Origin of the sequence: Photobacterium sp. GSS17, assembly GCF_028621875.1 — a bacterium.
Taxonomy (GTDB): Bacteria; Pseudomonadota; Gammaproteobacteria; order Enterobacterales; family Vibrionaceae; genus Photobacterium; species Photobacterium ganghwense.
Genome location: NZ_CP117517.1, coordinates 3,103,497 through 3,116,434 on the forward strand (window position 1 = coordinate 3,103,497; position 12,938 = coordinate 3,116,434).

7 protein-coding genes and 9 tRNA genes are annotated in these 12,938 nt (G+C 55.6%); 11 read left to right on the forward strand and 5 right to left on the reverse strand.

All coding sequences use genetic code 11. The features are described 5' to 3' along the window. Positions 1–240: 240 nt before the first annotated feature. From PGW97_RS14100 to PGW97_RS14120, 5 genes are all read right to left on the reverse strand, one after another. Positions 241–804, reverse strand: coding sequence for an Lcl C-terminal domain-containing protein (locus PGW97_RS14100; protein WP_217393458.1), 564 nt, complete (start codon positions 802–804; stop codon positions 241–243). Positions 805–814: 10 nt separating this feature from the next. Continuing rightward, entirely contained in the window at positions 815–2,284 is a 1,470-nt protein-coding gene (locus tag PGW97_RS14105; protein ID WP_273857533.1) for an Lcl C-terminal domain-containing protein, read from the reverse strand. A 16-nt stretch (positions 2,285–2,300) separates the two neighbouring features. Then, positions 2,301–4,622 (reverse strand): proprotein convertase P-domain-containing protein, encoded by a 2,322-nt coding sequence (locus tag PGW97_RS14110; protein WP_273859673.1) that lies wholly within the window; start codon positions 4,620–4,622, stop codon positions 2,301–2,303. An 11-nt stretch (positions 4,623–4,633) separates the two neighbouring features. Next, a complete protein-coding gene (locus PGW97_RS14115) occupies positions 4,634–6,775 on the reverse strand; it encodes a TonB-dependent hemoglobin/transferrin/lactoferrin family receptor (RefSeq protein WP_273857534.1) in 2,142 nt (713 codons plus the stop codon). A 109-nt stretch (positions 6,776–6,884) separates the two neighbouring features. Beyond that, a complete protein-coding gene (locus tag PGW97_RS14120; protein ID WP_273857535.1) occupies positions 6,885–9,089 on the reverse strand; it encodes a prolyl oligopeptidase family serine peptidase in 2,205 nt (734 codons plus the stop codon). A 511-nt stretch (positions 9,090–9,600) separates the two neighbouring features. On the opposite strand from PGW97_RS14120, the gene PGW97_RS14125 reads away from it, so the two are divergent. From PGW97_RS14125 to PGW97_RS14175, 11 genes are all read left to right on the forward strand, one after another. Continuing rightward, a complete protein-coding gene (locus PGW97_RS14125; RefSeq protein WP_273857536.1) occupies positions 9,601–10,929 on the forward strand; it encodes a lytic polysaccharide monooxygenase in 1,329 nt (442 codons plus the stop codon). Between the two features lie 80 nt (positions 10,930–11,009). Beyond that, a complete protein-coding gene (locus tag PGW97_RS14130; protein ID WP_047887870.1) occupies positions 11,010–11,636 on the forward strand; it encodes a glutathione S-transferase family protein in 627 nt (208 codons plus the stop codon). 147 nt (positions 11,637–11,783) lie between these two features. Beyond that, positions 11,784–11,859 (forward strand) — tRNA-Phe (locus PGW97_RS14135). A 49-nt stretch (positions 11,860–11,908) separates the two neighbouring features. Further along, a tRNA-Asn gene (locus tag PGW97_RS14140) sits at positions 11,909–11,984 on the forward strand. 43 nt (positions 11,985–12,027) lie between these two features. Continuing rightward, positions 12,028–12,103 (forward strand) — tRNA-Thr (locus PGW97_RS14145). A 32-nt stretch (positions 12,104–12,135) separates the two neighbouring features. Further along, positions 12,136–12,211, forward strand: a tRNA-Phe gene (locus PGW97_RS14150). Between the two features lie 43 nt (positions 12,212–12,254). Further along, positions 12,255–12,330: transfer RNA gene (locus tag PGW97_RS14155), tRNA-Asn, on the forward strand. A gap of 43 nt (positions 12,331–12,373) precedes the next feature. Continuing rightward, positions 12,374–12,449 (forward strand) — tRNA-Thr (locus tag PGW97_RS14160). Positions 12,450–12,481: 32 nt separating this feature from the next. Then, positions 12,482–12,557, forward strand: a tRNA-Phe gene (locus PGW97_RS14165). A gap of 43 nt (positions 12,558–12,600) precedes the next feature. After that, positions 12,601–12,676: transfer RNA gene (locus PGW97_RS14170), tRNA-Asn, on the forward strand. A 48-nt stretch (positions 12,677–12,724) separates the two neighbouring features. Continuing rightward, positions 12,725–12,800 (forward strand) — tRNA-Thr (locus PGW97_RS14175). Positions 12,801–12,938 lie beyond the last annotated feature (138 nt).

Genomic DNA, 12,938 nt, shown 5'->3' on the forward strand with positions numbered 1-12,938 from the left:
GCCTTGTCTTCGGACGAGGCTTTTTTTATGCCTGTTAACAACCACTCAGTGATATCCTCACTTCTGCCCATCTCTCCTCCTCAGTTGCAGCCGTCTCCACACAATTGAATAACCCAGAAAAAGATGCCTCAAGAAAGAAGCCTAGAAATCATAAATATAAATGGCGAAAGAGAGCCAACGCCAGAGAACAAAAAAACCGCAGCGTATTGCTGCGGCTTATTCGTTGTTTATTGCCCGTCTTTATTGCCCATCGCTGACCAACAACACACCCAGTTCATGATCCTGAAAACCGTAGTGCACCACCAGCCCCTCACTTAGGCCAAATGTGGCAATTTCCTGACTCGTCTGATTCGGCGTTGCTGACCATACGGTTCGCTTGGGATCCCACTTATCATTATCTGTATTGATAAAACTTGGGAACGCCTTGAGGTTGACCGCCGGTGCAATACAGGCCACTTCACGCAGGCTAACCAGTTCTTTGATATTGGGGATACGCCAGTTATTCAAACCGCCATACTGAGTATTTCGCTCATTGTATTCAGTATGGAACAACGCCGCTTTCCATTTAAATCCGGTCGGTTCGCCTTCACAGCGTTGGTCTGCCTGATTCCAGGTGGTGCCAACCAAGCAACGACGCCAAACCAGGCGGGTTTTTAAATCGGTTACCGTACCATTGCGGTTATCCTGAAAACGGATATCTGCCGCACTCCCCGGCTCATCGGTATAACAAGACTGCATGGCTGCACTGGCCTGTCCGGCGACAGCGAGGAAAGAGGACAGTACAATCAACGTTTTCTTCATCATATTCAATTTCCTATTGAGCAACCATACGAGCCAGAATCACAGTCGGCGACGAGCATTCATCATCCGTCTGGCCAGCGTCACACACTGAGTAGCCAGCATTGATATCCCCCAGCATTGTCTGGTCTTCTATCAGGGACATTTGCGATAACAACGGAATCTGCCTGCCACTGGTATAAGACGGATCGGAGTGAATGGTTGTTGCTGACCAGTAAATGCTGTACGGCAAATCACCAGCCCCTGTTACCAGATCATCAAAATAGGCCACGTCCAGGCCGTATACGTTACCGTGTTCATCCTTCGCCGTTTCACCAAAATCCAGCAGGTCGTACTGCTCGTTGAGCGTGGGCAGGCGCCAGTTGCTCTTACCACAGACGTTGTCTTGATTCAGCCGGGTGACATATTCCTGCGTTGTACACACACTCACACCATCGGTCTGACATGAAGCCGCCGCGATCTCTTTCTGGTGCGGTTGATGGCTGGCGGTCTCAAACGCAAACATCCGGTTTTTATCGCGGTAGGAACGTGCGTCATCAGCTTTATGCTCCCAGATCAGTCCGGTACGCTCATCTCTGACGCACTGCCAGGTTGTACTGCTGACGGGCAATGGCTGACCCTTGCTGTCCAGCTTGGTGAACTGAAAACCGCCATCCGTCACATCCAGACCATAACTGGCATCCTGTCCCGGCGCCCCCGGATCCGGTTCTGCGGTCATCTGCCCCGTCGCCAGATTCAAATGCCGGCTCAAACCGGTATCATTAAGGGCCTGACCGGCAGTAACCCCCAGCCTCGCCAGCTCGTCATACTGCGCATCAGTCAGAGTACCGGCCAGAATATCCCGGCCGTACATCGCCAGCCCCTTGGCCACATTGCCGACCAGTTTGTCGTAAGGCTCCGTACGCATCGCCATTTTCGCCAGCACCGTCACCAGCTGCTCATCCAGTTCCGCCAATGCCGCATCATCGCTGTTTCCGAGTAAATCAGCCGGTGGCGTCAGCCCCAACGCGGTGAGACTGGCAGCCACCGAGGCGATGGCCTGCTCTTTGTGACTGCCCATCAGCATCTCGCCCATTACCAGGGTTGTAATGCCGTTCACCGGATTAGACTGCCGCTCACCCACCGCCGGAGTAACCAGCAGCACCGCCGCTCCGGCATGGTCCGTGGCCTGGTTCATAGTTGCCTTCACCAGCAGCGGTGAAGCTTTCACTTTGATATCTGTGCTTACCAGCGTAAACGTCGGTTGTTCCGAACGGACAGTTGGCTCGTTACTGTCGCACTCCCAGTTGCGGTTGAAATCCGCACAAGCGGTGAACGGTGCTGATAGCACCGCCGATGGCAGCACACCGGCTACCTCGTAGGTCGGCGCGCCATGATCTTTCCCGCTCTGGTTGCTGTCATCACTGCTGCCACCACCCGAACCACCACATCCCGCCAGGGCGAAGGTGATGGCAACCGGCAGTAACGCAAATTGCATTGTTTTCATAAAAATCTCTCTGTCGTTATCGATGATGTCTGGCCTTGCGTCGTACCCCGGCCAGAACCAGGCCAGCCAGCAGGCTGTACAGTCCGACACTGCCACCGGAGAAGCCCGATACTGACGGTGTGGGCTCTTTACTTTCTTTTTTGTCCGCTTCCGGGCAGCGGAACGTGGTTACAGGTCCAATCCCCCAGCGGTGAATCTGCCCCTGGTGACCGGCAACCCGATCGGTCACCTCCAGCGTCCAGTTGCCGCTCAGCGGCTCGCCCAGCCAGTTCTCCAGCTCCGGGGTATTGGCCAGGGTGTAAAGCTGTTCATGCTGAGCAACAGGCTTGCGCTGATAATCCAACAGCGTGAGGCTGCGTCCCGACGGGGTTCGCACCACCACTTTCAGATCGGCAAACTGCGGGTGGGCGAGATCCAGATAAATCGCAAAGTGGTCGTCAACCACGCTGCTTTCCCCTGGTACCGTCATCGGAACCGTCATGACAAAGAAATCTTCGCCCAGCAGTAACTTGTCGTGTTGCGCTGACAGCCGGGCATCGGTCAGAGGCCGATTAAGTGTCTGCAGCGGCAAGGCAAAGACAGGTTGCCCATAAATAAACGAGAGCTGCTGGTGCAGGTTTAGAGGTTGCTGATCGGCGTTTTTGCTGACCCTGATCTCGGCGTCCAGCACCAGAGGGCTGCCACACCGCAACCCGACTGGCAGCGGGATATCCAGTGCCAGCGCCTCGCTCGCATCCGTCGGAATATGTTCCCGCTCAATCACCTGCCGCCAGCCAAGCGAAGGTAGCGACAACTCGGCGCGGTAGCTGACCAATGGCTGCCCGCTGACGTTTGCCAGTGACACCGGCAACACCGCCGTGTGCCCCTCCTCGCTGCTCAGTAGTGTGGAGCGCTGCGCGACAACCACGTCATCTTGCAGGATTTGGTGATACTGAAATTGCGCGCTCAGCAAACGGGCGTAGGCTTTTCCCGGATACAGGCGGTTGGCAGCGTCCACGGTCGATTGCGCCAGGTCATACATCTTCACGCCGTATCCCATGCCCGCCATTCCTTCGAGCACAATCCGGTTAAACTCATCGAATGCGGGTTCACCGTACTGCGCCACAGCTTGCTTCAGGGCCTGGAACAGAGGCGTTGACCACAGCTGATCGCTCAGCGTCCCCATTACCGAGACATGGGCTCGATAATCAAACGCCGGAAAATAACGGGCCTCCTGATCGTTGAGTGAGCGCTGCGATTTGAGCACACCAGACAACCCGTCCCAGTTGGCAAACACATCCAGTTCAAACTTGTCAGCCCGATCGCGCTGGGCCCAGAAGCTGTAAGCACCGGCCCAGTAATCCCCGAATCCTTCGCCCATCCCGTCACTGTCACCGTCTTTCCAGTCCGGCACTAGCTGATGGTTGATCGCGTGGCCCAGCTCATGCAGCACAATATCCGCGTCTTCACTGTCCGGGATCCCGCCGATCCCCATCGTCAGGACGCCGATATCCGTCAGGTAGGTCGAGCTGTTGCCCGATTCCCCCTGAGCATCCACTTTCAGCGGCGCGCTAAACAGCGCCCTCTCCCCGCTAAAACCGAGCTCATTCAGATACTGCAGCGAGTGATCAAGATGAAAGAAAGCATTAACGTCACGAAATGCCGCCTGTTCACGGTTAAACAGGAAATCTTCATTCTCAGTAACCGAGATCAGCCCTTGCAGCGGCGTCTGCGCCTCGCCGGCTAGCTCCGTCAGGTCAACGGCTATCACCCGGCTGTTGGCAAGATACAGCCTGCCGTCCCGCTGGGTCACCTCGACCCCGTCAGCCTGATGGTAGGCGTGCGCCGGGATCGCGATCCCTTCCAGGTTGCCCTGGCTTTCCTCATCCGCAGAGCTGCTTGCTTGCGCTTCAAGGGCCTGACCGGTTGCAGTACGCGGATCCGGATCGAACACCCGCATTGAGGCCGTCACCGGCTCTCCGGTCGGCGGTGCCACCAGCTGATGTGCTCGTGGCAGCAACGGCAGATTCAGTTCACAGCCGTCCGGATCGTCAATCAGGTTGTTGAAAATCCGGTACAGCTGCCCTTGTTGATCAGTGGTGACAACAAGGGCGCCAACGCATGGCTGATCGGCGCTGTTGTGCTGTACAAAGTTATAATGAGTCCCCAGCAGGCTGGTGCGGGTGTAGCGATGCACCAGGGTTTCCGTGTGGGGAAAACGGCTCTGTGCCAGACGCAGGGCATCTTCTGCATTGAGAATGACCGGCGTCTCTGTCGGGTAAATCAGGTGCGGTTGAGCGTCATTGGCCCAGGCCGGGTAACTGGCGGCAACGGCTGCCGCAAGGAAAAAGGTTCTCATCACGGCATCTCCTAGAAACTGTATCGGGCATTTACGTTGAAATAGCGCCCTGGTTCAGAGGAATAGAGCGTGTTGCTCTTGGCGAGGCCTGCCACATCCTGGTATCGGGTATATTCATCGTCCAGCACGTTGTGCACGGTCAGGTTGACTCGCAAATCCGGCGTGAAGTGATACCCGACACCCAGATCCATAGTCAGCCAGCCGGACGTGGTGGCGCACTCCTGTTCCACCTTAGCGCTGTCCTGACAGGTCGGTGTCCGGCTCATGGCGCCGGAATAATTCGCCCGCACGAATGCATCCAGCTTGTCGCTGTGATAATTCAGCTGGGTATTGCCTTCCAGAGGAGTCAGCGAACGGATCGGCTCACCGTTATCATCTTCCCCATCTACAATCCCCAGCTTGCTCACCAACTGATAGTGGTTGTTAAACCAGTAACCGGCCATCAGCTCGGCACCATAGGTTTTCACTCCATCCAGATTGACGTACTGCACCTGTGATGCTTTCAGTTCATCATCCCAGTTGACGGTCTTATGGCCGATGAAATCATCGAAACGGGAATAAAACACCGCGCCATACAACGACAGCACACCGTCATCGTATTTCGCCCCCAGCTCAAGGTTATCGCTGGTTTCCGCCTTCAGATCGGCGTTAGGGATAATGACGAAGTTGTTCAGGCCACTGCTGAAATGCGGCACGTAACCGTAGGCTTTGTCATACGATGGCGCCCGGAAGCCATGGGTATAGCTCAGGTAGGTGTTGAAAGTGTCGGTCCACAGGTATCCGACTGACAGGCTTGGAGAGACCTCGCTGCTGGTCGCATCATGCAGCGAGAAACCACCGATATCCTTGGCATCCGTTGCCGTTACCCGTTGATAGTCAACGCGCAGACCGGGGGTAACACGCCACTGGCCCAGCTCGATCACGTCATGCAGATACGCACCGCCCCGCTGCGTCGTGGCTCCCGCAAATGGGCTGTACACTTTGGTATTGACGCCATTCGAGTCACTCACGGTCTTATTGATCGGGCGTTCATGCTCCAGCCACTCCAGCTCTACCCCCCATGCCAGATTGTGCCTGACCGCACCGGTCTCAAACTGCTTCTGCATCGTCGCCGAACTACCGTAAAGGGTATCGGTAAACTGACGGGAATCATTCAGACGACGTTTATACTCCAGATCTTGGCTCTGGCGGCTCATTGCAACGTCCAGATCATCCCGACTCTCGGTCCGGCGGTAATAGATGTTGAAAGCCGCAGTATCCGCGAGCAGGCTGTCACCTTCCCATTCAGCGCCCATCCGACCTTCCACTGACCGTGTCACGGCTTCTTCGTGGAAAGACTTGGAATACCAGCCATTGCCGTCTTCCTGAACCGGCGGGATCCCTTCGTTACGGATCATCTCTTCGCGGAACACGTTGATCTTTCCGGTCAGCAGCCAGGCATCCGTCATGAACCATTCGCTGGTCAACGCCGCGCTGTACCCCTCGATATCACGCAGGTACAGATCCTCAGCAAAATTTTTGGTTTCGTTGCCGTTCCAGTAACTGACCCGCGCCAGGTGCTCCGTGTCGCCCAGACGCTTGGCTGCCGTGACCGTGGTGGTGTACTTGTCGCTGATCCCGGCAAAACCGGCCTCAGCACTGAGGTAACCGTCCTCTTTGCCCAGATAGTCCTGCGGTGATTTGGACGTCAGGACAACCACACCGCCGATCGCGCCCGAGCCGTACAAAGATGAGCCCGCCCCTTTGACCACTTCCACCTGCCGGATATCGCCCAGATCGAAACTGTTGCGACCGGCGACATCGTTAATGTCATTTGCGCCATAGCCGTCGGCGACCCGCACACCGTCTTTCACCACCGCAATCCGGTTCCCCGTCATACCGCGGATCACGATGTTCTGCGGTCGGCCGGCTCCCCCGGTTACGCTCACTCCCGGCTCATTGCTGAGCGCGTCATACAGCTCAGTGGCGCCTTCCCGCTCAATGTCCTGACTGGTCAGCACAGCGACTGACCCCTGTGTTTGCGACAGCGGCTGCTCAATTTTATTGGCGGTAACGATCACAGGGGCGATCTCAACAACGTCCCCGGCGGCGATAACCGGGCCTGACAAGCCAAAAATCGACATCAGAGCCAGAGGGACAGGCTTCAACTGCATGGTGGTTCTCCAGGTGAATTCAATATCGTGGATAAACAGAAAATGGGACAAAACAGCCCCCTCCGGCTGCCAAGGCAGCCAGATAAGCAAATAAAGGGATAAATGTGTTTTACTGAGTGTGTGGCGCGGCTTTTGCCGCCTGACGGATCAAAAAGGCATACTCCCGCGCCTGCTGGCCGGCCGCCTTACGGCTGTCCTGCTGGTGCCCGCCCTGCATGTTGGTACTCAGCAGATAATGCGCTTTCGTCAGGCTCAGCTCGCGAACTCTGGCGACCCATCTGGCCGCTTCCCAGTACGGCACCTGACTGTCATACAGCCCGGCACTGACCAGCATCGGCGTATACGCCTGCGGCTTAATGTTGTCGAGCGGACTGTACGCCTGCATGGCACGGCGTTGCTCAGGATCGGCCGGGTTGCCCCACTCGGCGTATTCCTGTCGGGTCAGCGGCAAAGCCGGATCCGACATGGTCGCGACCACATCCAGGAAAGGCACCTGAAGTACCGCTGCACGGAACAGCGCCGGAGCCTGGTTCAATGCGGCCGCCACCAGTGTGCCACCGGCACTGCCGCCGATTGCCAGAACCGGACGTTGCCGACCAGCCTGGTAATGCCGTAGTGTCTGGGCCACCGCGCGAAAATCATCAATGCCATTCTGTTTGAGGGTGCCACGCCCCTGCCGATACCACTCTTCTCCGAGATAACCGCCGCCTCGTACATGAGCGATGGCATAAACCATACCGCGATCCAGCAGGCTAAGAATCTGTGGCATAAAATATGGCCGCATCGGCGTTCCGTAAGCGCCGTACCCGTACAACACAACTGCGGAGGTCGGTGTGAGGGCATCCGCCCGATAAACCAGCGAGACAGGCACGGCGACACCAGCATGGTGCACCACGATCTGCTCACTGTGATACAGACGGGGATCAAGCCCGGCATAATGGTCTTCAGCTTCGAGGCGCAGTTGCGGCGCCGACTCTCCCGGAACCACTGGCCGCGACACACTGGCCAGATCCAGCGTCAGCCATTGCGCGGGCTGAGACAGCGACATACGGCGGATCCACACTTTGGTATCGTGCGGAGTTTTGCTGCCTGACACCCAAGCCACGCCGCCTTCCGGCGTAATACGCTGCCGAAAACACACCCGCCCCTGATAATCCAGCACCACCACATCATGGTGTTGCTGCACGGCTGTCTCGATCACAATGTGCTGCGGGTAGAGATACCAGTTGCGGATCTCTTCACCGACCGCGGGCTGCCAGATAAGCTGCCAGTCCTGGGCGGTCGGTCCGGCCGACTCTTCATCTCCGTCATTCCTGTTGAGGGTGACTGATTCCAGCTTGCGCTGATACAAGGCAAACTCGCCGTGCAAGTTACTCGACAGGTACATGCGACCGTGGCGCACATCTGCGTAGTATTCCATCCCGGCCTGACGCGGACGCAGCGACGTACCACGGTGGCCAGTAGTCAGATCCAACAGAAACTGTTCACTGGCGTTATGACTGTTGCTTTGAATGATCGCCAAACCGGTGTCGCTGGTATGGTATAGCGACACCAGCCAGGCAGGATCCTGCTCACGATACACTTCCTGCTGTTGCTTTGTCCCCAGATCCCAGCGCATCACACGATAAGGTCGGTAGGTCTCACGCTCGTTTGCGATCCAATATAAAGACCGGCTGTCACTGGCCCAGACCAGATCCGTCGCCGCCTGCTGTAGCGGTGTGTCGATCATCCGTGCGGTATGGGTATCCAGCAGCGTGATCCTGTGGTGACGATCGCCGCGCCGGTCCTCAGCCAATGCCACATAACGATGGTCCGGACTGACCGACCAGTTGCCAAGCTGGTAATACGCCGATGTAGCCGCACGTTGCGCCAGATCCACCAGAATTTGTGGCGCCTGCGCGGAACCCACCTCCCGGCGCACAATCGCATGCCCCACCTCCAGGCGGTATTCAAAACGGCCTTGTAGGCTCCACGGCTGCTCCGCAGGCTGTTTAGTTCTGGCTTGCCATTCGGTCAGCAACGTCTGCTCCAGACTCGCCTGCTCCAGCAAAACCTGCTCGGTATGCCTGTTCTCCTGCTCCAGAAAATGACGCACCGCCAGCGACTGGCGACTGTCATCACGCAGCCACTGGTAGGTGGGGTCTGCTGGCCCGCCTTTCAGGGGTATTGTGCCTGTCGTATCCGTCACAACGCGAACATCAGAATCTGCGGCCTTTACCTGCACGCAGCCGACAATGATCAGCATTCCAATCAACGTCCGCATTCCGGTTTTCATTTTCACCACCACACCACCACACCACTTGGCTATGGCCATGCTCATGACCATGGCAACGCACCGCAACCAACCCCGGCATTCAGCAAACAAAGCGCTCATTTCCATCGCGATTGCGTTCGAACTCGCCAGAGACAAAAACCAAACGCCGCAAAAATCCAGTCTTAAATGAGACTTAGGCGTTCATTTAACACAGCACTATCCGGCCAGAGAAGAAAAGGCAGAGCAAAATTCTACCCGTAAAGTGGCCGCAATCATGCGACCAAATGAAAATGAGATCAATTATCAATATCATCAACCTGATTGTGATAACGACATTTTGTGATGTTGATCACGCAACAAGGTGAACATCCCTTTACCACATGGCTAAAAAACACACGAAAACATCCGAAGGCGCATCTCATTTCCGGTGAGGCTGATGAAAACATTCATTTCCGGCCTAGAAGCCGACCGCAAACCCTGTCCCTTCTCATTGCAAGCACACACATATTGAGCGACATCCACACAGTGACACCTTGCCCTCACACCTTGAGCAACTACAACGGAGATCGTCATGCGCAAACTCAATTCTCTCGGGCTGGCCAGTACCGCAGGCCTGCTCGCGCTCAGCATTGCCCCACAAGCCTTTAGCCACGGTTACATGGAATATCCCCCGGCCCGTCAGCACGTCTGCCATTTGGACGGCGGATACTGGGGAGCCAGTGACGGTTCCCAGATCCCAAATGCTGCCTGCCGCGCGGCTTTTATTCAGTCGGGCTGGTATCCCTTCGTCCAGCAGCCGGAGTTCGCCCGTCTGGTCTCTGACTATCAGAATCAGGCCGCCGTCGAACTGGCCATTCCTGACGGCAGCCTGTGTTCAGCCGCCGACAAGAAAAAAGCCGGGATGGACATTCCCTCCCCTGACTGGCAAAAAACCCCGATAACCCTCGACACTCATGGTCAGCTGACCCTTCGCTACCGTGCAGAAACCCCGCACAACCCCAGTTTTTGGCAGTTTTACCTCACCAAACCCGGCTTTGATGCTGCCAGCCAGCCACTGACCTGGGCCGATCTGACGCTGGTCGATCAGGCCGGTGATGTCCCGGTGACCACGATCAACGGCCTGAAATACTATGAAATCACCATTACCCTGCCGACAGACCGTCAGGGCGATGCCGTGCTTTATTCCCGCTGGCAACGCCATGACCCGGCCGGTGAAGGCTTCTATAACTGCAGTGATATCTCATTTGGTGAAGGACCAGCCCAGCCGGAAGTGCCCGCACCAATCTGGACATCAGCCGGTCCGCTGTTGAAAGCCACCACCGATGCCAGTGCTGGTGATACCGTGTGGTTCCGCATCTTCAATGCCCAAGGCCAAGAGCAACTCTTTGAAAAAATGGCAATTACAGTGGCAAATCAGGATGAAGCAGTGTGGGCAGCCGCTCTGGCAGACATCGTTAATCGCCACGCCAGTGACAGTGGTCGGATCGGTCGCGAGGGCACAGACCGCACGATCGCCTTTGATCCTGCCGATCTGTATGCCAATCAGGTGTACCTCCAGCAGTCCGGTTACACCTTCCGGCTGGAGGTGAAGGCTGAAGAGCCGATCCCGCCAACACTGCCGGGCGAGACAACGACCTGGGAAGCCAGCCGTGTCTACAATACCGGTGATAGCGTGGTGTATGAGGGGGTGACATATGTGGCCAAATGGTGGACCAAAGGCGAACAACCCGGTCAGTCAACCGTGTGGGAAGCCCAACACAACGACAGCATCCCGGCGTGGCAGACCGGTCAAGCCTATCAGGCAGGTACCATCGTGACCTTTTCCGGCCAGTCCTATAAAGCCAGATGGTGGACGCAGGGGGATCAGCCCACCTCAGGCGGCCCATGGCAACAACAATAAGCCTCCCGCCCGGCACTGCCGGGCGGTGTTTTTTGAGCTAACTTTAATGACATCCCCTGGTCACGTTTCAAGGATGACGAATGATTACACTCTATGGCTATCCCCGTACTCGCTCACTACGTGTTTCCTGGCTACTGGAAGAACTGGGTGTCGACTGGCAGTACCATCTGGTTGACTTTAATAAAAGCGAGCACCGCTCCAGCCAGTTTCTGGCACTCAACCCGCAAGGGAAAGTCCCCTGTCTGATTGACGGCGATACCGTGGTCACGGAATCGGCCGCCATTTGCTTTTACCTGGCCGAGCGTTATGGCCATCACTGGCTGCCAGAGCCCGGCACGGCTGAGTCCGCCACTCACCATGAATGGACCAGCTTTATCATTACCGAACTGGAGCAGCCGCTGTGGTCCATGGGAAAACACCGTTTTGCCCTGCCGGAATCGATCCGCCTGCCGGAAATGCTCCCCGTCGCCAGCTGGGAATTCAAGAAAGCCCTGCAAACGGCCGAGGCACGAATCCCGGAGCAGGGGTACTTATTTGGCCATTTCCCTACCGTCGCCGATATTCTGTTGGCACACACCCTCAACTGGGCCGTCAAATTTGATCAGAAACTGCCTCTGAAGCTAGAAAAATACCGCCAGTATGTCAGCCGACGTCCTGCTCTTTCCCGGGCGCTTGAGCGGGAAACCCGCGCCCTTGGTAACACCTGAAACGGCAAGAATTGCGTATCACAGAGCACCGTCCTGACGGCGAAAAGTTTAAAAACACAGCAATCAGAACAAAAAAAGCCACTTTGGTTTGGATTTCAGAAAAAACCATTGACGCACAGCGGCAAAAACTATTTAATGCGCCCCGTTGCCTCGATAGCTCAGTCGGTAGAGCAGAGGATTGAAAATCCTCGTGTCGGTGGTTCGATTCCGCCTCGAGGCACCATGAATTCTGATTGTGGTGCTCTGGTAGCAACATAACGTAAAAAGTTGATTCCCCCTTAGTTCAGTCGGTAGAACGGCGGACTGTTAATCCGTATGTCGCTGGTTCAAGTCCAGCAGGGGGAGCCAAATTTCCAATCAGGTTTACCCTGATGGACAAAAAATAACGTGTGCCGACTTAGCTCAGTAGGTAGAGCAACTGACTTGTAATCAGTAGGTCACCAGTTCGATTCCGGTAGTCGGCACCATTATTTGCAAAGTAAAGCAACGCTTTACTTTTGCCTCGATAGCTCAGTCGGTAGAGCAGAGGATTGAAAATCCTCGTGTCGGTGGTTCGATTCCGCCTCGAGGCACCATATTTCATCAGATGCGTGATTATCGCGTCCGATAGCAAACAATTCCCCCTTAGTTCAGTCGGTAGAACGGCGGACTGTTAATCCGTATGTCGCTGGTTCAAGTCCAGCAGGGGGAGCCAAATTTCCAATCAGGTTTACCCTGATGGACAAAAAATAACGTGTGCCGACTTAGCTCAGTAGGTAGAGCAACTGACTTGTAATCAGTAGGTCACCAGTTCGATTCCGGTAGTCGGCACCATTATTTGCAAAGTAAAGCAACGCTTTACTTTTGCCTCGATAGCTCAGTCGGTAGAGCAGAGGATTGAAAATCCTCGTGTCGGTGGTTCGATTCCGCCTCGAGGCACCATATTTCATCAGATGCGTAATTATCGCGTCCGATAGCAAACAATTCCCCCTTAGTTCAGTCGGTAGAACGGCGGACTGTTAATCCGTATGTCGCTGGTTCAAGTCCAGCAGGGGGAGCCACTTTCAGTTTAAGCTTCACCGCTTAATCTCGAATAATAAGAATAAATTGCCGACTTAGCTCAGTAGGTAGAGCAACTGACTTGTAATCAGTAGGTCACCAGTTCGATTCCGGTAGTCGGCACCATCTTTGAAACCTCATCACATGATGAGGTTTTTTTTCGCCTGTTGTTCACTACTCTCCGCCTTTCATATTGGGTGTTTACTCAATTATGGTTACAATAAAAAGCCTCTATTACCAGTCAGTTACTTAACCGGCCGGTAT

Coding starts and splice junctions, on each gene's coding strand:
- PGW97_RS14125 (WP_273857536.1), top strand. CDS start 9,601: ATGCGCAAACTCAATTCTCTCGGGCTGGCCAGTACCGCAGGCCTGCTC.
- PGW97_RS14100 (WP_217393458.1), bottom strand. CDS start 804: ATGATGAAGAAAACGTTGATTGTACTGTCCTCTTTCCTCGCTGTCGCC.
- PGW97_RS14115 (WP_273857534.1), bottom strand. CDS start 6,775: ATGCAGTTGAAGCCTGTCCCTCTGGCTCTGATGTCGATTTTTGGCTTG.
- PGW97_RS14130 (WP_047887870.1), top strand. CDS start 11,010: ATGATTACACTCTATGGCTATCCCCGTACTCGCTCACTACGTGTTTCC.
- PGW97_RS14120 (WP_273857535.1), bottom strand. CDS start 9,089: ATGGCCATAGCCAAGTGGTGTGGTGGTGTGGTGGTGAAAATGAAAACC.
- PGW97_RS14105 (WP_273857533.1), bottom strand. CDS start 2,284: ATGAAAACAATGCAATTTGCGTTACTGCCGGTTGCCATCACCTTCGCC.
- PGW97_RS14110 (WP_273859673.1), bottom strand. CDS start 4,622: ATGAGAACCTTTTTCCTTGCGGCAGCCGTTGCCGCCAGTTACCCGGCC.